Genomic DNA, 24,132 nt, shown 5'->3' with positions numbered 1-24,132 from the left:
TAGCTCATTAACAATCTCTATTGGAATGGGAAAAAGGTATCGAATGGGAAGATGATGTTAAGGGTCCATATAACCCGGAAGTGTGTTAAGGGTAACCAAAATCATAGGGCTTTTTGATAAATTGGAAGAATTATTTCATGTAGATAAAGAATCATTTTACGTTTGCAGGCCATATTTGTCAGGGAAAATAATAATAACATCAAAACGATATAGTTATATGGAACTAAAAATGATGGATTCAATAAATTATCCTAAGGGTGGAATTGAATGGATTTAAAGGCAGGGAAAGTGTTTTGGAAAAGATAAATTTGAAGCTAGAAAATATCCAATGTTGGAAGAGAATCTTTCATGTGATGTTTGTATAGTAGGAAGAGGTTCATCGGGGGCACACTGTGCCTATTTTTTTGCAGATACGGGCCTGAATGTCGTCCTGGGGGCTCTTTTTGGTGAGACCCATGATGGTTTACCGACGATAGTAGAATGTATCCTAACCATCCAAATTGCTATTTCTTATAAGGTTATGGCGGAATGGGACGGTTTACAGTGTCAGCCTTTCCCATATCATCATGGATTTGATTACAAAGGGAGGACATTAGGACTCGGCATTGTATGTAAAAGAAATGGATTTTTCAAAAAGTATTGTACATTAAGAAAGGTATCTCTTCTTCACGAATAGAATAAAGTAGTCAGCTGAAAATACCGGGGGGATTCTTCGATGTGGTTTAAGGAATTGGAAACAGAAAGGCTGCGTTTAATCGAAATAGGTCACCATCATGCTGAAAGTCTGTTCGAAATTCTCTCTAAAGATGAAGTGACCAAATATGATGGAATAGAAAGTTTAATCCGAGTTGAAGATGCCCGCCGCTTAATCGATTCGTTTAAAAGTGCTTATATAAACAAACGTGGGATGCGGTGGGGAGTCATTTTAAAGGATTCAGGCAAATTCATCGGTACTGTTGGGCTGAATCAATTGAGCCTCGCGAACAAACGCGTCGAAATAGGATATGAAATCCATCCCGAATATTGGAGGAATCACTTTACGTCTGAAGCCGTCAACGAAGTATTGCGCTATTGCTTTGAAGAATTGGGACTAATCAGAATTGCGGCTTTAACTTTCAAGGATAATATTGCATCCAGAAACCTATTGAAGAAATTTGGATTCAAAGAGGAGGGCAGCCTTCGAAGTTATCTATTTCTTCGGAATCAATCCCATGATGCCCTTGTATTTTCCTTGTTAAGTACAGAGTATTGCCAGTTAAGACAACAAAGTATTCAGGGGTCAAATAGATTATAGTTTAGTATTAGAACATTGCAGCTGGCCAATAGTGCCAGTTTTTTATTTGTGCAATATCTCTTCCGTTTGGATCAATTTATATCACTAAAGGACAATATACATATTTTTCATGTTAAAATAGAGTGCGGATTCATAATCAGTCCGGATGGACGGACATAAAAAGGAGCAAAATCATTGTGAAGATATTATTTCCGTTGCTTGCGGTCCTAGGCGGAATCACCATTGCCATACAAGGTCAAATCAATGGTGGATTAGGGAAAAAAGTGGGGGTCATTGAAGCCTCTTTCATATCGTTTGGAATCGGGACACTTGCTTTATTATTAATTGTTTTGTTCGCGGGAAATGGAAACATATCTGCCATCGCGTCTGTACCAAAATGGCAATTGATAGGCGGACTGTTAGGGGCTATTTATGTCATTGTGATAGTATTGGTTGTCCCTCAGATTGGAGTGGCACCTGCATTGGTCGGGGTTATCGCAGGCCAGATACTGATCGGGGCAGTCATTGACCATTTCGGTTTATTTGGAGGCGTACGAATCCCATTGGATGCGAAAAAGGTGGCAGGCATTTGTTTACTTTTCGTGTCATTATATTTATTTAATCATAAATGAGGAAGGGTCATTATTCATTGGATTTGCTTCGTACATATAGGTGAGAAACTGATGGAATATCTCTATTCCTACATAGTTATTATCCGTTATTTGGGATTTGCTTGAAAATAACTCAATAGTTTATTGAGAAAAAATATTATTCTACTAAAATATATTATTGAATTGGGAATGGTTTGCTAGGAAAGTGGTCTTAGTAACCAACCCGACTTTAATTATTAGAATATTTAGAAAAAAATAGACGAGCGAACTTATATGAATACTGTCATAAAGGTGTTTGAAAAAACCACTGGAAGTCGGAAGTCATTTTACATCAAATAGGTTATCATTTCTTTTTACCTAGTATCTAGATCGAATTGATTAGCAAATAATTACTATCTTGTGAAAAAGTACTCATCGGTTTATTGATTTTTTGATTTATTCGTAATATACTTAAAATTCAACATCTTTAATTCGAGGTATAGTACCCTTAGCGAGGTTGAAAAGAGGGTGATTTTTTACTAGTAAACTGCATTAATGCGTTTTTTAGGGAGAACTACAGATTTATGCAAACGGTTCGCTAGTTGTTTTTGGTGAATTCCTGCAATGAATGCTTCTAACTTTCCTCGCTGACATTATATGTACTATACGGAAGATTAATAGGTGCTAGAAGGATAATCTCTTAAATGAGAATATCCTAAGAAAGATTAAAGATAAGGGGGAATATTTTTTGAAAAAGTCTAAATTTTCAGTGCTTGCTCTTCTTATGGCCATCATGCTTATGCTTGCGGCATGCAACGGCGGTTCGAAGGAAACTTCGAATGAAAAAGAAGGCGGCTCGGGTGACTCATCCGGATCAAAAGTATTAAACGTAAACAACTCAAGTGAACCTGGTTCGCTTCACCCTGCAAATGCGCAAGGTACTCATGAATCATGGATCCTTGAACATACGTTTGAGGGACTGACAAAGAAAACAGAAGAAGGCAAAATCGTACCTGGTTCTGCAGAATCATGGGAAATCAGTGAGGATGGATTAACTTGGACATTCAAATTGAAAGATGGTTTGAAATGGTCAAATGGTGATCCGCTTACAGCCAATGACTTCGAATATGCTTGGAAATATGCTTTGAAACCGGAAACAGCTGCTGATTATGCTTACCAACTTTATTATCTTAAAGGCGGGGAAGCTTACAACAGTAAGAAAGGGAAGGAAGAGGACGTAGGCGTTAAAGCGACAGACGATCATACATTAGTCGTTACTTTGGAACAGCCTACACCATATTTCCTTGACTTGACTTCTTTCTATACTTTCTATCCAATCGATAAAAAGGTACAGGAAGAAAATCCAAAATGGGCTTTGGATGCAAAAACACACGTTTCAAACGGTCCGTTCAAATTAACGGAGTGGAAACATAAAGAAAGCCTGAAAATCGAAAAGAATGAAAATTACTACGATAAAGATAAAATCAAATTGGATGCGGTCAACTTTGCTCTAATTGAAGATGAAAATACAGCATGGCAAATGTATCAGAGTGGCGAATTGGATATTGCGTATCCACTGCCAGTGGACGTGCAAGGTCAATTGGTTAATTCTGGAGATAAAGAATTTAAAAACGGTGCAGAACTTGCTGTTTACTATTACAACTTCAATACGGAAGTAAAACCTTTCAACAATGCAAAGGTAAGGAAAGCGCTTTCAATGGCTATTGAACGTAAAAAAATTACCGAAAATGTTGCTCAAGGCGGTCAAAAGCCTGCATTTGGTGTAGTCCCTCCGGGAATTCCTGATGCAACTGGTGATTACCAGGAAAATACAGGTGACTTGTTTAAGGAAAACGTAGCTGAAGCAAAGAAATTGTTAAAAGAAGGTCTTGCTGAAGAAGGCATGAAAGAATTACCTGAGTTTTCAATTTTGTATAATACTTTAGATTCCCATAAGAAAATTGCTGAAGCCGTTCAAGGGATGTGGCGTGATAACCTAGGTGTTGAAGTGACACTTGAAAATGCAGAATTCCAAGTTAAGCTTGATCGTGAAAAAGCTGGCGACTTCGAAATTTCCCGTGCAGGATGGGTTGGTGACTATGTTGACCCGATGACCTTCATGCTTTGGGAAACTGACGGTGCCTATAATGATGCAGGTTGGTCCAACAAAGAATATGATAGTTTATTAAAAAAGGCAAAATCTACAATGGAACCAAAAGAACGGATGGCTGCTTTACATAAAGCAGAGGAAGTTCTGATTGAAGAAATGCCGATCCTTCCGGTTTACTTCTATACAAAACCATATATGGTTAAATCGAATGTTACTGGAGTCTATGCTCCGATTAACGCTTATCCGAACTTTATTTACGCGGATAAAAAGTAAGAGAGTGATAAAAGTGAAATGGGAGGTATGTCCGATTAAGGACATACCCCATTTTTCAATTGCGAATTTGAATATTTCATGAATTCATTTCCGTTTTCAACTCCTTAGAAAATCGATGATTGGGGTGATTACCATGTTGAGATATACATTAAACCGTTTTAAATGGGCGATTATTACTTTATGGGCTGTTATTACATTAACGTTCATCATAATGCATACGATTCCGGGAAATCCATTTGCGAAAGAAGGAGCTATGCCTCCTGCAGTTTATGAAAACCTTCAAGTCCACTATGGATTGGACAAGCCGTTGTTGACCCAATATGGGAATTATTTATTGGAAGTCGTTCAATTTGATTTTGGTCCTTCATTGAAATCTTCATCCATTTCTGTGAATGATTACATTTTGAAGGGATTTCCAGTGTCCTTGCACTTAGGGGCACAAGCATTGGTGATTGCCATCTTCTTTGGGCTAATTTTGGGTGTAGTGGCTTCACTGAAAAGAAATAAATGGCCCGACTATTTATCAATGGTCATTGCCATCGTAGGGATTTCCGTTCCTAACTTTATCCTGGCGACTATTTTAATCAATTATTTTGCGATTAAATGGAATATATTCCCTGTTGCTACATGGGCGACATGGCAGCATACCATTTTACCATCCATTGCCCTTTCGATGATGCCGCTTGCTTTCATCGCAAGATTGATGCGGACAAGCATGCTTGAAGTAATGGGGCAGGATTACATTTTGACAGCAAAGGCCAAAGGGTTGAAACGGAGCGGTGTCATAATCAAACATGCGATTCGAAATGCGTTATTGCCGATTATCACGATTCTGGGCATCCTTACGGCTAATATCGTGACAGGAAGCTTCATCATTGAACGTATTTTTGGTATTCCAGGCATGGGAGATATGTTCGTAAAGGGAATATCCAACAGAGACTACCCGGTCATTCTTGGTTCCACAATTGTGTATAGTGCGGTGCTTATCCTATTGATATTCATTGTTGATATAGCCTATACGTTGATTGATCCTAGAATTAAAGTGACGGGGGAGAAGAAATAATGGCAGATAAAGTGCATTTAACCGAAGATATGTTCCAACCCGCAGAAGACAACTTTAAGGAAGCTGAAAAAATAGCCAGACCTACAGTTTCATATTGGTCTGACGTCTGGCGTCGGTTTAAAGAAAATAAGCTGGCGATGACGGGATTTGTTCTTATAATCCTCCTGGTATTGATGGCGATTTTTGGTCCATATATTAACGGATATACTTATTATGGACAAGATTTCGAGAAAAAGAATCTTAGCCCAAATAGCGAACACTGGTTTGGAACGGATTCATCAGGAAGGGATCTATTTACGCGAGCTTGGTATGGTGCGAGGATATCCTTGTTCATTGGATTGATGGCAGCGCTGATCGACTTTTTAATTGGTGTCCTTTATGGCGGAATTTCAGCCATTCGCGGTGGGCGCACAGATAATATCATGATGCGTTTTGCTGAGGTGATCTATGCGATCCCATACCTATTGATGGTTATCTTAATGATGGTCGTATTAAAACCTGGTATTCTGCCGATCATCATTGCGATGTCGATTACAGGGTGGATTCCGATGGCTCGACTGGTACGTGGACAGGTATTACAACTAAAAGAGAATGAATATATCCATGCTGCAACCATCTCTGGAGCCAACACGAGCTGGACTTTAAGAAAACATATGATTCCAAATACAATGGGACCGATCCTTGTCAATTTAACGTTGACTGTGCCTACTGCCATTTTCGCCGAAGCTACACTTAGCTTTTTGGGATTGGGAGTGCCAGCACCTCAGGCAAGCTGGGGAACATTGACAAGTGATGCCCTGGGAAGCATTCTGGTAGGGAATTTCTATCAACTTTTAATCCCGGCAATATTGATCTCCTTAACCATGTTCGCGTTCAATGTAGCTGGTGATGGACTGCAGGATGCCCTGGATCCAAAACTACGGAAATAAATGAGTCCTAACATAAAGAATTGATATTACTAGAATAGGAGGGACGATGATGGAGAACCTATTAGAAGTGAATGATTTACACATCACCTTCCATACGTATGCAGGAAAAGTGCAGGCTGTGCGCGGCGTGAACTTTGAAGTGAAAAAAGGGGAAGCCGTCGCCATTGTCGGGGAGTCCGGATGCGGCAAAAGTGTAACTGCGAAATCTATCATGAGATTATTGGAAACACCTCCAGCAGAGTATGGAAAAGGGTCAATAAAGTTCGGCGGTAAAGACCTTATTAAAATGAGTGAAAAGGAAATGCAGAAGATTCGTGGAAATGAAATTAGCATGATTTTCCAGGATCCGATGACTTCGCTCAATCCAACGACAAAAATCGGCAGCCAGATCATGGAAGGTATTTTAAAGCATAATAAAAACATGTCCCGAAATGATGCATATGAACGGGCGTTGGAAACGCTCAAACTGGTAGGTATTCCTCAGCCGGAAAAAAGGATGCAGCAATATCCGCATGAGTTTTCAGGTGGTATGCGTCAAAGGGCGATGATAGCAATGGCCCTTGCTTGTGAACCGAAATTGCTGATTGCCGATGAACCTACAACAGCATTGGATGTAACGATACAAGCGCAAATTTTGGAACTGATGAAAGATATCCAACGAAGAATGGATACTTCCATCATTTTAATCACTCATGATTTAGGTGTGGTTGCGGAAACTTGTGAACGGGTAGTCGTCATGTATGCAGGCAAGGTCGTGGAGACGGGGACGGTAGAAGCTATATTTTCAAACCCGCAGCATCCATATACAAGAGGCCTGCTTAAAACGGTGCCAAGGCTCGATATGGAAAAAACGGCCCCGTTGGTTCCGATTATCGGATCACCACCGGATCTATTGGATCCGCCAAAAGGGTGCCCATTTTATCCAAGATGTGAATCAGCAATGAAAGTGTGCAAAGACCATGATCCGGAGCTTGAAGTAGTGGAAGAAGGTCAGACAGCCGCATGCTGGCTGCACCACCCAATGGCAAAGGCAGCACAGGTACAAGCACCGACTAATGTATAAAGGAGGAGAACCAATGGTTTCACTGAAAAATAAGGCCGTAAAAGAAATGACAGACAACGAAAATTCTCCTCTTGTTGAAATAAAGAATCTGAAGAAGTACTTTCCTATTGGTTCTCAATCGCTGAAGGCGGTAGATGGTTTGGATCTCAAAATCTATCCAGGGGAAACTGTCGGTCTTGTTGGGGAAAGCGGTTGCGGTAAATCGACTGCAGGTCGTACGATCACTCGGCTTTATGAACCGACAGATGGAGAAGTTCTTTTTCAGGGGAAAAATATTTTCGATTACAAACCTGGGGAAATGTCACATATCCGCCGTGAAATACAAATGATTTTCCAAGATCCCTACGCATCATTGAACCCAAGGATGAAGGTGGAGGAATTGATTGGGGAGCCACTTGCCATTCATGGGATATCAAAAGGTAAAGAGCGAAGAAAACGGGTGGAAGACCTGTTAAAGCTGGTTGGTTTAAGTCCGGAACATATCACTCGTTTTCCCCATGAATTCAGTGGTGGACAACGCCAGCGTATTGGAATTGCAAGGGCTTTGGCTTTAAATCCTAAATTCATCGTTTGTGATGAACCAATTTCTGCATTGGATGTTTCAATACAGGCTCAAGTGGTCAACTTATTAAAAGAGCTTCAAAAAGAAATGGGATTGACTTATTTATTCATCGCTCATGATTTATCAATGGTCAAGTATATTTCAGATCGCATTTTAGTCATGTACCTTGGAAGAATGATGGAACTTTCGGATAGTGATTCTTTAACGAAAGATCCGCTTCACCCATACACACAGGCCTTGCTTTCTGCAGTGCCGATACCAGACCCGACTATTAAACGGGAAAGAATCGTACTTAAAGGCGATGTACCAAGTCCCATCAATCCGCCGAGCGGCTGTGTATTCCGAACTCGCTGCCCTAAAGCGATGGAGATATGCTCAAGTGCTGTACCTGAATGGAAAGAACAAAAACCAGGGCATTTCGTTGCTTGTCATTTATATTGGTAAACAAAAAAACCAGTTGCATTTGCAACTGGTCTTTTTTACACATTTATGTAAAATATTTTTAGAATAGGAGCGATTATCCTGAAGATTTAAATTATTTATCAGTATGTCAAAATAAATTACTAGGAATCTGAAAATAAAACATATAATATGTAATTATATGTAAAAATTAACTTCTGTAGAATTTTTTCAATTTGTGAGAGAGGGAGGGACTGTTATTGTATTCCACGATAACTAGTGAAATCGTCGATCGTGTCATGATTGTTACTCTTAATCGTCCTGAGAAAATGAATGCTTTCAATGAAAAGATGTGTGAGGAGATGATTCACGCTTTTAATGAAGCGGACGAAAATGATGACGTACGAGCCGTCATTTTAACTGGCGCTGGGGATGCTTTTTGTGCTGGAATGGATTTGGAAAAAGGTGCAGAAACCTTTATGGATCACACTCCTTTGGTTGAATATCGCGATGCAGGGGGAATGTTGTCATTACGGATTTTTGAAATGAAGAAACCTATGATAGCGGCCATTAATGGAGCGGCAGTCGGGATAGGCATAACAATGACTTTGCCCATGGACATTAGAATTGCTTCATCAAATGCAAAAATGGGTTTTGTATTTGCGAGGCGGGGGATAACGATGGAGGCATGCAGCGGCTGGTTCTTACCTAGGCTTGTCGGAATGGGTAAAGCTTCCGAATGGATTTTTACCGGCAGGATGATTTCAGCCAGTGAAGCATATGAGGGAAGGTTGGTAAATAAGATCGTCGAGCCAAACGAATTGATGTCGGCTGCAATGGAAATTGCAACAGACATTGCGGAAAATACATCTTCCGTCTCTGTGACGCTATCCCGGCAGTTAATGTGGACGATGCTCGGTGCAAACCATCCTGTTGACTCACACAAAATAGAATCAAAAATGATTCATTGGACCGGAAAACAAGCGGATGCACTAGAAGGGATTGAAGCTTTCCTCGAAAAAAGGAAAGCCGAATTCAAAATGAAAAGCAGCACTGATATGCCACCGTTTTATCCATGGGGAACAGATCGAACATATGAAGTGGAAAAGAAATGAATGGGGTAATATCAGGGAATCCAGGGCTTCGAAAGTGCTTGATAATTTTTACTTTTCGGATAAATTAGGGTTTCTATTCCTAGTGTGTTATACTGAGTTTACCATTTACTAAACTTGTTTCATGTTCCCTATTCCATGTGAATAGGGTTTTTTTATGATTGCTTTTTCAATCAAAAAAACAGACCCTACAAGTAGGGTCTGTTATATATTGTATTTAAAATTACGCTTTTTGAACGTTAGTAGCTTGGGGTCCACGTTGACCTTGCTCAACTTCAAAAGTAACTTCTTGACCTTCGTCTAATGATTTGAATCCTTCGCTTTGGATAGCTGAGAAATGTACGAATACATCGTCTCCGTTTTCGCGTTCGATGAAGCCAAATCCTTTTTCTGCGTTAAACCATTTTACTTTACCTTGTTCCATTGTTGTTGCCTCCTAGTGTGAATCCACACATTGTGTTACTACCCTTGCTCAATCATTAGACGAAAAGTTTTTCACTTATCAATCTTCCCGAACAAAAATAATTCTTTTTAAATATAACAGATAATGTCGGAATCTGCAAGCTATCAAAGGAAGATTATTTATGTTCACAGACAATGAATAATTCTTGATACCCTTTTTTGTAATCAAGCAAATTTGTTGAATGTTTTTTCCATTTAGATAGTTCATTAAATTCGGCATGAAAATATCTAAGCCTTTGGTCGTAAAATTCCGTATTTCCGTATGTGTGCGGAGTGATGATTACATTGTTCACCCCCCCATAACGGACTATTCTCAGGAAGTGGCTCCGTTTCAAACACATCAAAGTCCAGCGCCCGCAATATCTTTGTCCATAAGCGCGTGAACCAATACGTATTGAATGACGAGATTACGCCTTCCTATGTGCGTGATGCCAAGTCTTTGCAAGCTGTTGATTACTATATTTATCTACTTTGTTGAGGCAAGCATTAACCCGATATCATTTCTGAAATGAGATACGCATGAACGCCGGTTGACAGGGTAATGCATTCACTCCGGCGCTCCATGTCTGGATCCATTTTACATCGCTTGTATCATTTGGAATTATTCGTAAGTTTCGATATTATTTCAAAGGGGAAAGCGATTGCTTAACAATCTTGCTATAATACTAGTAATAAATGGAATGGGGTGTAATCATGAACGTGAAAGACATATATGGACAGCTGCCTACTATGGAATCAAAACGCTTGGTTATGAGGAAAGTCACCATGAATGATGCCGAAGACATGTTCGCTTATGCATCCAACAGTGAAGTTTCCCGTTACGTCACATGGGAAGCTCATCGTTCCCTATGTGATACAAAAGATTTCATCCGATTTATCCTACAAAATTATGAGGATAAGAAAATTGCTCCATGGGGCATAGAACACAAGGAAAGTGGTAAGTTGATTGGTACGATTGATTTTGTTACATGGCAGGTTGATCATCATAGTGCAGAAATCGGGTATGTGCTTGCACCCGAATATTGGGGGAGTGGCTTGATGACGGAGGCAGCCCAAAAGATAATCGCCTTTGGCTTCGAAAATATGAACCTAGTTCGAATACAAGCACGGTGCTTCGTTGAAAATTTGGGTTCAGAGCGAGTCATGCAAAAGGCTGGCATGTCTTTTGAGGGAATCATAAGAAAAGGAATGTTTGTTAAGGGAAAGCATCAAGACCTAAAGCTATATTCCATTATAAAATGATGGCTGTGAAGTCTGCTGATCAAAGAGAAAATAAAAGGAAATATACATCGGCTTTGAAAGCCTGAATTTCTGTTCATGATTATTATGAATATGGGAAAATCAAAAACAAACAATATGTGCAAATATTGAATCAAAAACTATACAAAACGTCTAATGTAAAAAGTCGATTTGAAAAATATAATGAAACTATGAAATCGTGTTGAAATGGAGGGTATATTAATGGCAGTAATCAATGATGTAGAAACGTTGAAAAATTATATCGGTGGAAAATGGGTGGATTCCACAACTTCGAAACATGAACAAGTGCCTAATCCGGCAACAGGAGAAGCATTGGCAATCGTTCCCCTTTCAACAAAGGAAGATGTAAACCAAGCGGTGCAGGTTGCTAAAAAGGCTTATAAAGAATGGAAAAAGGTGGCCGTTCCAAAAAGAGCTCGCTTCCTATTCCGTTACCAACAATTATTGATAGAACATTGGGATGAGCTTGCAAAGCTGGTCACTATCGAAAACGGAAAAAGCTATACAGAAGCATATGGTGAGGTTCAGCGTGGGATTGAATGCGTGGAGTTCGCAGCAGGTGCGCCTACCTTGATGATGGGCAGTCAGCTACCTGATATTTCCCCAGGCATTGAATCTGGCATGTACCGGTATCCAATGGGTGTCGTTGCCGGAATTACGCCGTTTAATTTCCCGATGATGGTGCCATGTTGGATGTTCCCGCTGGCAATTGCTTGTGGAAATACGTTTATCTTAAAACCTTCAGAACGGACACCGCTCTTAGCCAACCGTCTTGTGGAATTATTGACAGAAGCCGGAGTTCCGGATGGCGTTGTCAATATTGTCCATGGTGCCCACGATGTCGTGAATGGGATTTTGGAACATGAAGACATTAAAGCGGTATCATTTGTTGGATCCCAGCCTGTCGCAGAGTATGTATATAAAACGGCAGCTGCCAATAAAAAACGTGTCCAGGCTTTATCAGGAGCGAAAAATCATTCAATCGTCATGCCTGATGCGGATTTGGATAATGCGGTAACGAACATAACGAATGCCGCTTTCGGATCTGCAGGCGAGCGCTGCATGGCTGCATCAGTGGTTGTTGCGGTGGGGGAAGTTGGAGATTCGCTTGTTGAGAGATTAAAGGCTGCAGCGGATGATATCAAGATTGGAAATGGAATGGATAAGGACGTTTTCCTGGGACCTGTGATCCGTGATACTCATAAAAAGAGAACAGAACAATATATTGAAATCGGGGAAAAAGAAGGAGCTGTCCTCCTTCGTGATGGCAGGAATGAAGGCGATCAGGAAAATGGCTATTTCGTTGGACCGACATTATTTGATCATGTGAAAACAAATATGAAAATATGGAAGGATGAAATTTTTGCCCCTGTCTTATCCATAGTTCGGGTTAATACCCTGGAAGAGGCAATTGAATTGACCAATCAATCCGAATTTGCCAATGGTGCCTGCCTCTATACGGATAGTGCAAAAGCCATCCGGGAATTTCGCGAAGAAATTGATGCAGGGATGCTTGGTATTAACCTCGGGGTACCCGCACCAATGGCATTCTTTCCATTTTCCGGATATAAAAGTTCATTTTATGGAGACCTTCATGCCAATGGGAAAGACGGCGTTGAATTTTACACTAGAAAGAAAATGTTGACGGCAAGATACTGATAGGAAAGTGGGGGTCGACACAAAGTGTGGTCGGCCTTCATTTATACATTATTTTAGGAGGAGTGCAGCTTATGCAGGTTGAAAAACAGGGTCAGGATCTTAAAGCGATGGATGGTAAATATGTATGGCATCATATGAAAGGGGCTGAATCCAGCCCTGAAGCAATGGTGATTAAAAACGGGCAAGGAGCATGGATAACGGATGTTGATGGGAATCGTTACCTGGATGGGATGTCAGGTTTATGGTGTGTCAACGTTGGTTATGGCCGCACGGAACTGGCTGAAGCAGCTTACGAGCAGCTGAAGGAACTTCCTTATGCCCCTTTAACGAATAGCCACATACCGGCCATTAAGCTAGCAGAGAAATTAAATGAATGGCTTGGTGGGGATTATGTGATTTTCTTCTCTAACAGCGGTTCAGAAGCGAATGAGACTGCTTTTAAAATTGCGCGGCAGTATCATCAGCAAAAAGGTGAACATGGACGTTATAAATTCATTTCCCGTTATCGCGGCTATCATGGGAATTCAATGGGCGCCCTGTCAGCTACCGGGCAGGCGCAGCGAAAATATAAATATGAACCACTCGCCCCAGGATTTCTTCATGTATCACCGCCAGATTCTTACCGAAATCCAGAGGATGAAAGCGGTGAAAAAAGTGCAGCGGAAATTGAACGTACCATTACATGGGAGTTGAGCGAAACGGTGGCTGCGGTCATCATGGAACCAATCATCACTGGGGGCGGAATTTTGATGCCGCCTGATGGTTATATGAAACGTGTCAAGGAAATTTGTGAGAAAAATGGTGTCCTTCTCATTTCGGATGAGGTCATTTGCGGGTTTGGTCGTTCTGGTAAGAAATTCGGATTTATGAACTATGATGTAAAACCAGACATCGTAACAATGGCTAAAGGAATCACGAGCGCTTATCTGCCATTATCCGCTACAGCAGTCAAACGTGAAATTTATGAAGCGTATATTGGCTCAGACGTTTATGACCGCTTTCGACATGTAAATACATTTGGAGGCAATCCGGCTGCCTGTGCACTTGCTTTAAAGAATATTGAAATATATGAAAATGAAAAACTTATAGAACGGTCTAAGGAGTTAGGTCTACGCTTTCTGCAAGAGTTTGAAGAAATCAAATCTCATCCCAATGTTGGGGATGTACGTGGGAAAGGTTTATTGGTAGGCATTGAACTAGTGGAAGATAAACTTACAAAACAACCAATCGAACTTTCCAAAATCAATAAAGTGATTGCATCATGCAAAGAAAAGGGGCTGATCATAGGTAAAAATGGTGATACAGTAGCAGGTTTCAATAATGTCCTGACTCTTGCTCCCCCACTTAGTATAACTGAAGAGGATTTTTCATTCATCATAACGACGGTAAAGCGAACGTTAGCTGAACTATGAAAATAAGGTGATGGTAAAAAACTGAAAATTCAGCATTTAATCAAGTTTCTGTATATACCTGCTGATACTCACTATTTATTTAAGAAAGATCGCATCCATACTTTGCTTTTTAAACGAGACTGCTGCGTTTAATTTTAGCACCGTTCAGAAATTTGAACGGTGCTTTTGGCAATGATCTAGGAAGAATAAGCGGAAAAGGATTCTATTGCGAACTTAGGGGACATTTTGGAATCGTTTTCCTTGCTTAGTTATAGCGGATGTTCGAAAATGGAATGATAAGGAGTAGCAGAAAATCGATACTATCAGGCAGAAGAGGTGAGGGACATGAATAATGAAGATATAACAAAAAAACTGACATTACATATCCCTGAAATTTTAGGGAGTGGAAATTTTTCTAAGTATGCTGTATTGGTACCGCTTATTGAGAAAGAAGATGGAGTTCATGTTCTTTTCGAAGAGCGTTCACACAAACTGAGAAGGCAGCCGGGGGATATATGTTTTCCGGGCGGGAAAATAGACAAATTGGACCATGATGAACAGGCGGCTGCGCTAAGGGAAACATATGAGGAACTTAATTTGAGAAAAGAAGATATCGATAATGTCTTTCCAATCGATTATTTGGTATCTCCATTTGGGATGATTGTCTATCCATATGCAGGATTTGTTCGTAACCATCAACGGATAATACCTAATCCAGCTGAGGTAGAAACCGTTTTTACGGTCCCGCTATCCTTTTTCATGGAAAAACCGCCAGAGATTTATCATGTCAAATATAAGGTGGAACCGCATGACAACTTCCCCCATGATTTAGTCGTTGGCGGGGAGAATTATAAATGGCAGCCAAAACAGATGGAAGAATATTTTTACTTATTTAATGATCGGGTAATCTGGGGAATGACGGCGAAAATCCTTACCCATTTTATTGAAATTCTTCGTTAGACCCTTCTAAAGGACCTTTTTTTCTCGATGGATTTCTATTAAACTAAAATTATGGTAAAAGTTAGGTTTTAATAGAAGCGGGGGGATGAGTGGATGAAGTATAGTTTTGAAGTACTTGAAAAAGAACGGGAAATGGCAATGGCTGCACTTGTGAACTTCAATGAAAACCGCGAATACTATGATGAAAACAAAGATCAGGAACTTAAGCTAGCATACTATAAAGATGGTTCCTTGGACCGGGAAGGATTGAAGGACCTACTTGTGGCAACCCATAAAAACCAGCTGAACTACTCACCACATCGTCATGTTTACCCTTGGGTGGACTTACAGGAAAATGGCCAGTTGAAAAGTCTGTATTCCGGTAAAGGTATGGATCCTGTACGAGTAATAGAGGAAGATATCCGTATACTAGAATTGGTGTCAAGAGACATAGAGTCAACAAATACGGAGAACATTCTCGTTAATTGTGAACATGTCGTACCTCAATCATGGTTCGCTAAAAAAGAACCGATGAGGGGGGATTTGCATCATCTATTCGCCTGTGAACCAACTTGTAACAGTAGCCGGAGTAACTATCCATACCATGATTTTAAGGATTATATCCCTGAGAAATCGGCTGCCGGTATAAAAGCGGGTTGCGGGAAATCAGAGGAGGGTAAATTCGAGCCTGAATACGGAAAAGGCATCGTGGCGAGGGCTACTTTATACTTTTTACTCAGATATGAGGGCATCATCGATAGCGGCAATATTGACCTGGCGCTGCTCATGGAATGGCATCGGCTTTTTCCGGTCAGCACTTATGAAAAACATAGAAACCAGGCTATACATGAAATGCAGGGTAATCGTAACCCATATATAGATTTTCCCGAAATGGCGGAGAAATGGAATTAAAGAAGGATAATAAAAAAGGATTGAAGCTGTGGTACAAGCTTCAATCCTTTTTTATTATCCATTATAAGAATTTTACGCAAACAGGGAAGGGAACTTGAACATCTTTTTGCAATAATGTTAACTTTCCGTCATGTTCATTCCGGGAATATAGTGTCAGGTTTCCTGATTGTTCATTTGAAGCGATTAGGAATTTTCCGCTAGGATCCAATGAAAAATCACGTGGCCAATGTCCTTCGGTAGAAACCAGTTCAACGAATGCCAGTTTGCCAGTTTCTTGATTGATTTGGTAAACGGCAATACTATCATGTCCGCGATTTGCGGCATATATGAATTGACCGTCATCAGAAATATGAATCGCGCTTCCTTGGTTATTTTCCTTGAAATCTTCCGGAACGGACCGAACTGTTTGTACTTCAGAAAAGCTTCCGGTTTGACTATCGAAGCTCAAAACAATGACTTCAGGTACAAGCTCTGCCATAACATACGCAAATTTTCCGTTTGGGTGGAAGGTCAAATGCCGTGGTCCGCTGCCGGGAGCAACAGATAAGCTGTTTACTTCTTCCAAAACCCCATTATCTATTTTATAGGTTATTACTTTATCTATTCCTAGGTCGACTACAGCAATGAACCTTTCATCCGGTGTGAACCCGGCGAAGTGAGTGTGCGCTTTTTCCTGACGTTCTTCATTCGGTCCTTGACCCTCATGCTGAACAGTGGATGATACGGGCAAAGGGGTCGCATCGTCAAGAAGCGGATATGATTCAATCACGCCTTCTCCATAACTGGAAGTGACCAAGACCTGTTTCTTGCTGTCGACACTTATATGGCAGGAAGAGCCATTTGGTGTCAGTTGTTTGCCCAAGAAGGTAAGCTCACCTGATTCTTCATTGATCGAATAGGCTGAAACTCCACCGCTGCCCGCTTCTTTTAAAATGGCGTAGAGATTCTTCTTGTCCTGGCTGATGGCGATATAAGTTGGATCGGTTAATTCTGCTGCAAGAACCGGTGTACTGAGTTTTCCTTCTGCTGTATCTAAAGTGAAGCGGTAAATACCTTTGCTGTTTCCTTTTGTGTAAGTGCCTATGTATCCAATTATGGTTTGTTGATCATGTTTTGCCATATTTATCTCCTCCAAGAAAGATTTGTGTTTAATTTTATTTTAACATAGATGATACCCATAATATCCTTTTCCCGGTTTAAGTCGAGTTGGAACCTGATTCATTTAGAAATTACTAGGGTGAGAAGAAAAAAACCCCGACTAGGGGGTTAAATTTTATCGACTGGCTTTGATGATTCGATAGGAATATGCCTAAACTCAGAAACTGAAAATAAACCCTGATCCGTCAGTTTAATTTCAGGGATGACAGGCAACGCCAAGAATGCAAGTGTAAGGAAAGGGTTGAAATGCCTGTTGGCACCCAGTTTCAATAGGGCTCCATCGATTTTTTTCAATGAACGGACTACATCCATATAATTCCATTCACTCATCAATCCAGCTATCGGAAGGGGAAGTGAAGCGAGTATTTCCCCATTTTGGATTACGGTCAATCCGCCCTGCATTTTTTTGATTTCATTTGCTGCCATAAGCATATCTTGATCATTCGTCCCGGCAATGATCAAATTATGTGAATCATGGGCTACTGTCGTGGCAATTGCACCTGAATTCAAACCGAGCCCTTTGACGATTCCTAGACCTACTTGTTTGGTCATATGATGCCGTTCAATTACAGCAAGTTTTATATGATCAACATGTTTGGAGAACCGGAATAGCCCATCCTGATTAAGTGTAACCGGTTCAATCGAATGCTTTGTAATCAAGCTGTTTGGAGTTATCTCAATAATATTAGCGAACTTATTTTTAAAAGGTATCGCCAAATCACCTTCCGTTATTTCATGAAATTGAACGGAGTGCTTCAACCCTTCGTCAATGACCTGTTCCTTTTCAGGTGGAAAGTTAAATAAACGATTATTTTGAACGATAAGCTTTCCCTCTTTAAAGACCGAGTGGATGATGACTGAATCAAGATCATCCAATATAAGAAAGTCTGCCTTGTATCCAGGTGCTATGGCACCAGTTTCCTTTAAGCCAAAACATTCAGCTGCATTAATGGTCGCCATTTGAATGGCGGTTATTGGCGGGACACCTGTTTTTATGGAAAGTCGAACGTTGTGATCGATACTACCCTCAGATACAATATCGTCAAGGTGCCGGTCATCGGTGACGAATAAACAACGGCGGGAGTTCTTCTCATTAATAACTGGAATCAGGTTTTTTAAGTCTTTGGCAACGGTGCCTTCCCTGATCATAAGATACATTCCTTTACGCAGTCTTTCTTTTGCCTCTTCCGCTGTAGTGCATTCATGATCCGTTTTAATGCCTGCACACATATAAACATCGAGCTGTTGTTCGGATAATCCTGCCGCATGGCCATCGATGTTTTTGCCTAGTCTATTAGCATCGTATATTTTTTGCAGCATATCCTCCTCCGTATGTGAAACGGCCGGGAAATTCATGACTTCGGCTAAACCGAGCACTCTCGGGTTCTGATAAAACGGAATTAAATCTTCACTTCTTAAGACAGCACCAGAATGTTCAAACTCAGTAGCAGGTACACAAGAAGGCATCATGAAGTAAAAGTCAAAAGGAAGTTGATCGGATTGATCAATCATATATTCCATGCCCATTTTGCCAGAAACATTGGCAATTTCATGAGGGTCTGCAATAATGCTGGTCACACCATGTAAAAGGAGGATTTTTGCGAGTTCCGATGGCCTTACCATCGAAGATTCAATATGGACATGGCCATCAATGAATGTAGGGCATACGAATTTTCCTGCTGCATCTATTTCTGAAATACCCTCATAACGCCCAATTCCAGCAAAAAAACCATCGACGATAGCAATGTCGCCTGTATAGATATCACCATTGAAAACATCTATGATTTGTCCGTTCTTAATGACGCAATCCGCAGGCGTTCTCCCTGCAGCAACGTCTATTCTCCTTTTAAGCAAGTTTTTATTCATATGCGTAACCCCTTTGGCAAAAATATAACCGGTTAATATTTCACTTTTTCAGTATTGGTTTCCCATGTTCGGAATGGTAATTCGTGGTCATTAAAAGACAGTTGTTCCATTTTTATCGTGCGTTTTTCCATTGGCAGGGCAAGTTCTTGGTATATAAAGTGATCATCAAAGCCAATAAGTGCAGCGTCTTCTTTAGTACATGCGTAATAAATGGCTTTTGGACGTGCCCAATAAATAGCACCGATGCACATGGGGCAAGGTTCGCAGCTAGTGTAAATTTCACAATCTGTAAGCTGGAAGCTGTCGAGATTCCTGCATGCATCACGAATCGCCTGCACTTCGGCGTGAGCTGTAGGATCGTTGGCCGTTGTCACATTATTACATCCTCTGCCTACGACTTTGCCATCTTTAACGATTATAGCACCAAAAGGTCCCCCGTTCTTTGCCACAACATTTTCATATGCAAGCCGAACAGCCATCTCCATGAATTTTACATCCACTAAAAAACACCCCTTCATATATTAATAACCAAAAAGTGTTGATGTTACGTTTATTAACGTAAATATAATAAACAATATACCATATGCATTGGGAAATGGAGCGTTATTTTCTGAAAATAAAGAAAATTCATTTACGTTAGAATATATGACGTGCAATCAAAAGTGGTTTAAAAGAATTTTTACAAATAATTATAAAACTGATATTGTTAGAAGAAAATCATTAGAATTATGAAGGTGATATGCATGGGGTTTTTGGGAGTTCTTTTACCGATATTCGGTATATTTGTTTTAGGTTTTATCGGTCAGAAAAAGTTTAAACTTGATACAAAATCGATTTCCACGATGGCATTATATTTAATGTCACCTTTTCTTGTATTCCGAACTTTTTATTCCGCAGAATTTACGATTAATTATTTTTATCTATTCTTATTCACGATAGTACTTTGTCTTTCTCTCATTCTGGTAGTCTACATCATATCTTTTTTCCGCAATTATACAGTCACTGAAACAAGCGGCATGATATTGGCATCGGCATTCATGAATAACGGGAATTACGGAACACCCGTAATTTTCCTGTTATTCGGAGCCGCAGGACTCGATTATGCAATCATCCTTATGGTGGGACAGCAGTTAGTGATGTGCACGATAGGCATTTATTTCGCAGCAAAGGGCAGCCCGGAAGGTAACGGAGTTCAAACAGCGATTAAAGCAGTATGCCGGATGCCAATTGTTTATGGAGCCATTGCGGGTACAGTATTTCAGTTCGTGAACATACCTTTAAGCAATTCGGTTATGGAAGCTATTAACCTTGTTGCAAATGCAGCGATCCCAACAATCATGATTACACTGGGAATGCAGCTGGCCAACATTTCCCTGAAAAAGATTGCCTATCGAAAGCTATCAGTTTCGCTGCTACTTAAACTTGCCGTTTCACCAGCCATTGCCTTCCTGTTATCACTTGCCTTACCAGTGGGTGACATGGTCAGGCATATCATGATCATCGTAGCTGCCATGCCAACGGCGGCCAACACTACGATGTATGCGCTCCAATTCAATACGGAGCCTGAATTCGTATCAAGTGCTACTTTCATAAGTACATCATTAAGCCTGATTACGCTTCCGATCATCTTTTTCATTGTATTATAGAAGATTATGATTCTAATTATATGGGCAAACTTATTATATGCACGAAGCAGAGGATTCCTAACTGATTAAAAAACGGGATTCGGACAGATTGCATGTATTGCCCTTGATGACCAAAACTTGGGCTAGGTTTCCATAGTTGTTAGTAAACGAACTAAGGGACTTGGATTTATATGTTGATCGGGAAAAGATCTTCAACAATTCATTTATATTAAAGGGTGAGCTTGTTTAACTGGCGTTTACTTTTTTAAATGCTGTATTTGATTGGAGGGATTTTGTGTTCCAGACTAAAATTAAACTGATTAATACTGGAAAGATTGATGCCATTTTAAAGGAAATCGTTCTGAAAACCTATGAAGAAGCACTAGAAGAAAAACTCTTGCTATGCATGGAGTGCGGGGATGTCGATTTTTATATCGCGTATTCAAATAACGAGGAACTTCAAGATGCGATCAATGAAAACTTTGAAATTGATGAATGTGGGGAAATCATGAAAATAGATGAACATCAGGAGCTTATGGATGATTTATTCGATTATTTCTTGATCATACATAAGGAAAGTGAAATGTTTGATTATTTTCCAGCAGGTCCATATACTCTCGGTGGGGAAATCCGTGAATCGGATACGGATATGCTGGCGCCAAGAGGTTTATATTCAGCGCCATTTGAAGATGCGTTAAAGGAATGATGAAAAAGACAGCAAATGCTGTCTTTTTTTTCGTGCTGATTTACAAAAGCTCGTTGTGCTTACGGGAAATAAATGATTTTTTACAAAAAGAGGGAAGGGGTTGGGGGTAAACAGTTTTTACTTATCAGTTTTATGAAATATAGCAATAATATCATGGAATATGAAATCATTTTTAACAAATTAAAGTTTATATGGTAATTTTAAGAAAAATTTTATATAATAAAAAGTGTGAATATTGAATATATTATTTAAATTACTAGTTTAAAATAACAATAAAAATGGTCGTTTTACTATAACTCTCGAAATATTGGGAAATAATATTGGAAGAAAGGATTATACATAAAATTTGATTGAGTTAGGAGAATGCTATATTACGCTTTTATAATTCTGATTATTATAAATTTTCAGCTTTGGAAGATTGATTATGGGCGGGGGGCTAATTATGATAGTTTTTGACCGAGTGAATAAGTTTTATGGCGATTTTCATGTATTGAAAGAGATTAATCTTACAATTAAGAAGGGGGAAGTGGTAGTGGTCATCGGACCGTCCGGATCAGGGAAAAGTACACTGCTTCGATGCATTAATCGTCTAGAGACCATTTCGGAAGGTTCCCTTTCCATAAATGGTTCAAATGTAGCGGATAAAAAAACGGACATAAACAAACTCCGTCGGAATATCGGTATGGTTTTCCAGCATTTTCACTTGTATCCTCATAAAACCGTGATCGAGAATATCATGCTTGCCCCCAGGAAGGTTTTAGGACAATCCGAAGAGGAAGCGAAAAAGATTGCACTAAAGTATTTGGACAAAGTGGGGATTGGAGATAAAGCGAATTCATTTCCTTCCCAGCTTTCAGGTGGACAGCAACAACGGGTAGCGATTGCCAGAGGTTTGGCAATGGGGCCCGAAATCATGCTATTTGATGAACCTACCTCAGCCTTGGATCCAGAAATGATCGGCGAGGTACTGGATGTGATGAAAGCCCTTGCCCATGAAGGAATGACGATGGTGGTGGTTACGCACGAAATGGGATTTGCCCGTGAAGTAGCGGATCGAATCGTATTCATGGACGAAGGCAGGGTATTGGAAGAGGCATCACCGGCTGAGTTTTACGCCAATCCTCGTGAAGAGAGGGCTCGTTTATTTCTTAGCCGTATATTAAATCATTAAATAAAAAACAGGGGTGAATTGCATGTTGAAGAAAAAGAAATGGTTAAAATTATCTTTGCTATCATTACTGGCTGTCATCTTATTAGCTGGATGCGGCGGGGGGAATGATTCAGACAAGGCTGAAGAGGGTGGAGGAAAAGACAAAGAAAAAGATGTTCTCGCACAAGTGAAGGAAAAGGATAAGATCGTTTTTGGGGTGAAAAATGATACAAGGCTATTCGGACTGAAAAATCCTAAAACTGGAGATGTAGAAGGCTTTGATATTGATATCGCCAAAGCTCTTGCAGCAGAAATCCTTGGTGATGAGAATAAAGTTGAATTTAAAGAAGTGACTTCTAAGACAAGGATGGCATTATTGAATAATGGTGATATCGATGCGATTGTAGCGACCATGACGATCACGGAAGATCGTAAAAAAGAAGTTGACTTCACTGATGTTTACTTCGACGCCGGACAATCTTTGTTAGTCAAAAAGGGCAGCGATATTAAGGGGATTGATAGCTTAAAAGGGAAAAAGGTATTGGCCGTCAAGGGCTCTACTTCTTCCATAAATATCCGTGAAAAAGCTCCTGAAGCACAAGTGCTTGAATTTGAAAACTATTCCGAAGCGTTCGCTGCACTTAAATCCGGACAAGGGGATGCCTTGACCACAGATGATTCCATCCTTTATGGAATGGCGGATGAAGATCCAAGTTATGAACTTGTTGGAGGTACATTTACGGAAGAGCCTTATGGGATTGCCGTGAAAAAAGGAAATGCTGACTTTGTTGACGAGTTGAATAAAGCCCTTAAGTCACTTAAAGATTCAGGCAAGTACGATGAAATCCATGATAAATGGATTAAACATTAAACAATTTAGCAAATGTATAAGGGAAGCTGACCTTAAATAACATTTGAACATTTGTCTATGAGGATGAGCGTTTTGCTCATCCTTACTAGTTAAAGGAGTGTACGCCGTGCTTGATTTCTCCATTTTAACAGAGAACCTGGATATGTATTTATTAGGCTTTAGAAATACGATCATGTCGAGTTTGATCGCGTTGATAGCGAGTTTGATTCTTGGTGTGCTTATTGCTATCATGCGGATTGCGCCGATAAAGCCACTAAACTGGCTGGGTACCGCCTATGTCGAGTTCATTCGGAATATACCGTTATTGATCATTACCTTTTTCTTCTTTCTCGGTCTTAAACTAAGCGGTCTATACGCAGGGACATTGGCCTTGACCATTTACACTTCATCTTTCATAGCTGAGGCAATTCGAGCGGGCATACTTTCCGTGCCAAAGGGTCAAATGGAAGCTGCCCGTTCATCAGGTCTGACATATGGGCAGGCAATGAGGCTCGTCATATTGCCACAGGCCGTTAAAATAGTCATACCTCCTTTAGGGAACCAATTTATCAATCTAGTTAAAAATTCTTCCATTTTAGCCGTCGTTGCAGGACTTGATCTTATGTACCACGGGGATTTGATTTCTTCAAGGACATTTGTCGTGTTTGATGTGTACATTTTCGTTGCAGCGTTTTACTTAATACTTACCATTCCTTTAAGTTTTGGCGTTGGTTATTTGGAAAAACGTCTGGCTAGGAGTAATTGAGGGAGGTATATGAT

Annotated in this window: 23 protein-coding genes; 18 read left to right on the top strand and 5 right to left on the bottom strand. The window is 40.2% G+C overall.

Going from position 1 to position 24,132, the window contains the following annotated elements:
* Window positions 1–715: 715 nt before the first annotated feature.
* From AC3ISB_RS15220 to AC3ISB_RS15185, 8 genes are all read left to right on the top strand, one after another.
* Entirely contained in the window at window positions 716–1,294 is a 579-nt protein-coding gene (locus AC3ISB_RS15220) for a GNAT family N-acetyltransferase (protein ID WP_098369509.1), read from the top strand.
* Between the two features lie 176 nt (window positions 1,295–1,470).
* A complete protein-coding gene (locus tag AC3ISB_RS15215) occupies window positions 1,471–1,905 on the top strand; it encodes a DMT family transporter (protein WP_480339490.1) in 435 nt (144 codons plus the stop codon).
* Between the two features lie 706 nt (window positions 1,906–2,611).
* Entirely contained in the window at window positions 2,612–4,246 is a 1,635-nt protein-coding gene (locus AC3ISB_RS15210; RefSeq protein WP_480339491.1) for a peptide ABC transporter substrate-binding protein, read from the top strand.
* Between the two features lie 133 nt (window positions 4,247–4,379).
* Window positions 4,380–5,309 carry an ABC transporter permease gene (locus tag AC3ISB_RS15205; RefSeq protein WP_141994689.1) on the top strand — a complete coding sequence of 310 codons (930 nt, stop codon included), beginning with the start codon at window positions 4,380–4,382 and terminating at the stop codon, window positions 5,307–5,309.
* Window positions 5,309–6,238 (top strand): ABC transporter permease, encoded by a 930-nt coding sequence (locus tag AC3ISB_RS15200; RefSeq protein ID WP_063235006.1) that lies wholly within the window; start codon window positions 5,309–5,311, stop codon window positions 6,236–6,238. The genes AC3ISB_RS15205 and AC3ISB_RS15200 overlap by 1 nt, the downstream gene beginning before the upstream one ends.
* Window positions 6,239–6,287: 49 nt before the next feature.
* The gene (locus AC3ISB_RS15195; RefSeq protein ID WP_480339492.1) at window positions 6,288–7,301 is read left to right on the top strand and encodes an ABC transporter ATP-binding protein; all 1,014 of its coding nucleotides are present in this window, start codon (window positions 6,288–6,290) and stop codon (window positions 7,299–7,301) included.
* A 13-nt stretch (window positions 7,302–7,314) separates the two neighbouring features.
* Window positions 7,315–8,307 carry an ABC transporter ATP-binding protein gene (locus AC3ISB_RS15190; RefSeq protein WP_377412043.1) on the top strand — a complete coding sequence of 331 codons (993 nt, stop codon included), beginning with the start codon at window positions 7,315–7,317 and terminating at the stop codon, window positions 8,305–8,307.
* A gap of 215 nt (window positions 8,308–8,522) precedes the next feature.
* Window positions 8,523–9,377 carry a crotonase/enoyl-CoA hydratase family protein gene (locus tag AC3ISB_RS15185; protein WP_218925100.1) on the top strand — a complete coding sequence of 285 codons (855 nt, stop codon included), beginning with the start codon at window positions 8,523–8,525 and terminating at the stop codon, window positions 9,375–9,377.
* A gap of 220 nt (window positions 9,378–9,597) precedes the next feature.
* On the opposite strand, the gene AC3ISB_RS15180 is transcribed toward AC3ISB_RS15185, so the two are convergent.
* Both AC3ISB_RS15180 and AC3ISB_RS15175 read right to left on the bottom strand, forming a co-directional pair.
* On the bottom strand, window positions 9,598–9,798 hold the full coding sequence (locus AC3ISB_RS15180; protein WP_029714163.1) for a cold-shock protein: 201 nt from the start codon (window positions 9,796–9,798) through the stop codon (window positions 9,598–9,600).
* Window positions 9,799–9,952: 154 nt separating this feature from the next.
* Entirely contained in the window at window positions 9,953–10,129 is a 177-nt protein-coding gene (locus AC3ISB_RS15175) for a hypothetical protein (protein WP_489273655.1), read from the bottom strand.
* A gap of 400 nt (window positions 10,130–10,529) precedes the next feature.
* Here AC3ISB_RS15175 and AC3ISB_RS15170 point away from each other — a divergent pair, with 400 nt between their 5' ends.
* The 5 genes from AC3ISB_RS15170 (at window position 10,530) to AC3ISB_RS15150 (ending at window position 15,997) form a co-directional block, all read left to right on the top strand.
* The gene (locus tag AC3ISB_RS15170) at window positions 10,530–11,078 is read left to right on the top strand and encodes a GNAT family N-acetyltransferase (RefSeq protein ID WP_144552263.1); all 549 of its coding nucleotides are present in this window, start codon (window positions 10,530–10,532) and stop codon (window positions 11,076–11,078) included.
* Window positions 11,079–11,297: 219 nt separating this feature from the next.
* On the top strand, window positions 11,298–12,755 hold the full coding sequence (locus AC3ISB_RS15165) for a CoA-acylating methylmalonate-semialdehyde dehydrogenase (RefSeq protein WP_347939637.1): 1,458 nt from the start codon (window positions 11,298–11,300) through the stop codon (window positions 12,753–12,755).
* A 71-nt stretch (window positions 12,756–12,826) separates the two neighbouring features.
* Window positions 12,827–14,167, top strand: coding sequence for an aspartate aminotransferase family protein (locus AC3ISB_RS15160; protein WP_489273654.1), 1,341 nt, complete (start codon window positions 12,827–12,829; stop codon window positions 14,165–14,167).
* A 324-nt stretch (window positions 14,168–14,491) separates the two neighbouring features.
* Complete coding sequence (locus tag AC3ISB_RS15155; protein WP_141994694.1) at window positions 14,492–15,106, top strand: NUDIX hydrolase; 615 nt, start codon at window positions 14,492–14,494, stop codon at window positions 15,104–15,106.
* 93 nt (window positions 15,107–15,199) lie between these two features.
* On the top strand, window positions 15,200–15,997 hold the full coding sequence (locus AC3ISB_RS15150) for an endonuclease I family protein (RefSeq protein WP_452450637.1): 798 nt from the start codon (window positions 15,200–15,202) through the stop codon (window positions 15,995–15,997).
* A gap of 61 nt (window positions 15,998–16,058) precedes the next feature.
* On the opposite strand, the gene AC3ISB_RS15145 is transcribed toward AC3ISB_RS15150, so the two are convergent.
* From AC3ISB_RS15145 to AC3ISB_RS15135, 3 genes are all read right to left on the bottom strand, one after another.
* Window positions 16,059–17,117 (bottom strand): lactonase family protein, encoded by a 1,059-nt coding sequence (locus AC3ISB_RS15145; protein ID WP_489273653.1) that lies wholly within the window; start codon window positions 17,115–17,117, stop codon window positions 16,059–16,061.
* Window positions 17,118–17,263: 146 nt separating this feature from the next.
* Window positions 17,264–19,021, bottom strand: a complete 1,758-nt coding sequence (gene ade / locus AC3ISB_RS15140; protein WP_489273652.1) for an adenine deaminase — start codon at window positions 19,019–19,021, stop codon at window positions 17,264–17,266.
* A 32-nt stretch (window positions 19,022–19,053) separates the two neighbouring features.
* On the bottom strand, window positions 19,054–19,539 hold the full coding sequence (locus AC3ISB_RS15135; RefSeq protein WP_141994698.1) for a nucleoside deaminase: 486 nt from the start codon (window positions 19,537–19,539) through the stop codon (window positions 19,054–19,056).
* A 225-nt stretch (window positions 19,540–19,764) separates the two neighbouring features.
* Between AC3ISB_RS15135 and AC3ISB_RS15130 the strand changes: the two genes are divergently transcribed.
* The 5 genes from AC3ISB_RS15130 to AC3ISB_RS15110 all read left to right on the top strand — a co-directional run bounded on the left by AC3ISB_RS15130 (window position 19,765) and on the right by AC3ISB_RS15110 (window position 24,118).
* A complete protein-coding gene (locus tag AC3ISB_RS15130; protein WP_480339498.1) occupies window positions 19,765–20,667 on the top strand; it encodes an AEC family transporter in 903 nt (300 codons plus the stop codon).
* Window positions 20,668–20,941: 274 nt separating this feature from the next.
* Window positions 20,942–21,352, top strand: a complete 411-nt coding sequence (locus tag AC3ISB_RS15125; protein ID WP_141994699.1) for a hypothetical protein — start codon at window positions 20,942–20,944, stop codon at window positions 21,350–21,352.
* A gap of 442 nt (window positions 21,353–21,794) precedes the next feature.
* Window positions 21,795–22,523: an amino acid ABC transporter ATP-binding protein gene (locus tag AC3ISB_RS15120; RefSeq protein ID WP_098369521.1), complete on the top strand. Its 729-nt coding sequence runs from the start codon at window positions 21,795–21,797 to the stop codon at window positions 22,521–22,523.
* Window positions 22,524–22,545: 22 nt separating this feature from the next.
* Window positions 22,546–23,373, top strand: coding sequence for a transporter substrate-binding domain-containing protein (locus AC3ISB_RS15115; RefSeq protein ID WP_098369522.1), 828 nt, complete (start codon window positions 22,546–22,548; stop codon window positions 23,371–23,373).
* A 106-nt stretch (window positions 23,374–23,479) separates the two neighbouring features.
* Window positions 23,480–24,118 carry an amino acid ABC transporter permease gene (locus tag AC3ISB_RS15110; protein WP_489273651.1) on the top strand — a complete coding sequence of 213 codons (639 nt, stop codon included), beginning with the start codon at window positions 23,480–23,482 and terminating at the stop codon, window positions 24,116–24,118.
* Window positions 24,119–24,132 lie beyond the last annotated feature (14 nt).

It is taken from the genome of Peribacillus sp. GL_122 (assembly GCF_057835005.1).
This window is presented reverse-complemented; position numbering and strand designations above follow the sequence as displayed.

Coding starts and splice junctions, on each gene's coding strand:
- AC3ISB_RS15200 (WP_063235006.1), top strand. CDS start 5,309: ATGGCAGATAAAGTGCATTTAACCGAAGATATGTTCCAACCCGCAGAA.
- AC3ISB_RS15160 (WP_489273654.1), top strand. CDS start 12,827: ATGCAGGTTGAAAAACAGGGTCAGGATCTTAAAGCGATGGATGGTAAA.
- AC3ISB_RS15130 (WP_480339498.1), top strand. CDS start 19,765: ATGGGGTTTTTGGGAGTTCTTTTACCGATATTCGGTATATTTGTTTTA.
- AC3ISB_RS15145 (WP_489273653.1), bottom strand. CDS start 17,117: ATGGCAAAACATGATCAACAAACCATAATTGGATACATAGGCACTTAC.
- AC3ISB_RS15120 (WP_098369521.1), top strand. CDS start 21,795: ATGATAGTTTTTGACCGAGTGAATAAGTTTTATGGCGATTTTCATGTA.
- AC3ISB_RS15195 (WP_480339492.1), top strand. CDS start 6,288: ATGGAGAACCTATTAGAAGTGAATGATTTACACATCACCTTCCATACG.
- AC3ISB_RS15170 (WP_144552263.1), top strand. CDS start 10,530: ATGAACGTGAAAGACATATATGGACAGCTGCCTACTATGGAATCAAAA.
- AC3ISB_RS15155 (WP_141994694.1), top strand. CDS start 14,492: ATGAATAATGAAGATATAACAAAAAAACTGACATTACATATCCCTGAA.
- AC3ISB_RS15205 (WP_141994689.1), top strand. CDS start 4,380: ATGTTGAGATATACATTAAACCGTTTTAAATGGGCGATTATTACTTTA.
- AC3ISB_RS15190 (WP_377412043.1), top strand. CDS start 7,315: ATGGTTTCACTGAAAAATAAGGCCGTAAAAGAAATGACAGACAACGAA.
- AC3ISB_RS15135 (WP_141994698.1), bottom strand. CDS start 19,539: ATGAAGGGGTGTTTTTTAGTGGATGTAAAATTCATGGAGATGGCTGTT.
- AC3ISB_RS15150 (WP_452450637.1), top strand. CDS start 15,200: ATGAAGTATAGTTTTGAAGTACTTGAAAAAGAACGGGAAATGGCAATG.
- AC3ISB_RS15115 (WP_098369522.1), top strand. CDS start 22,546: ATGTTGAAGAAAAAGAAATGGTTAAAATTATCTTTGCTATCATTACTG.
- AC3ISB_RS15220 (WP_098369509.1), top strand. CDS start 716: ATGTGGTTTAAGGAATTGGAAACAGAAAGGCTGCGTTTAATCGAAATA.
- ade (WP_489273652.1), bottom strand. CDS start 19,021: ATGAATAAAAACTTGCTTAAAAGGAGAATAGACGTTGCTGCAGGGAGA.
- AC3ISB_RS15165 (WP_347939637.1), top strand. CDS start 11,298: ATGGCAGTAATCAATGATGTAGAAACGTTGAAAAATTATATCGGTGGA.
- AC3ISB_RS15180 (WP_029714163.1), bottom strand. CDS start 9,798: ATGGAACAAGGTAAAGTAAAATGGTTTAACGCAGAAAAAGGATTTGGC.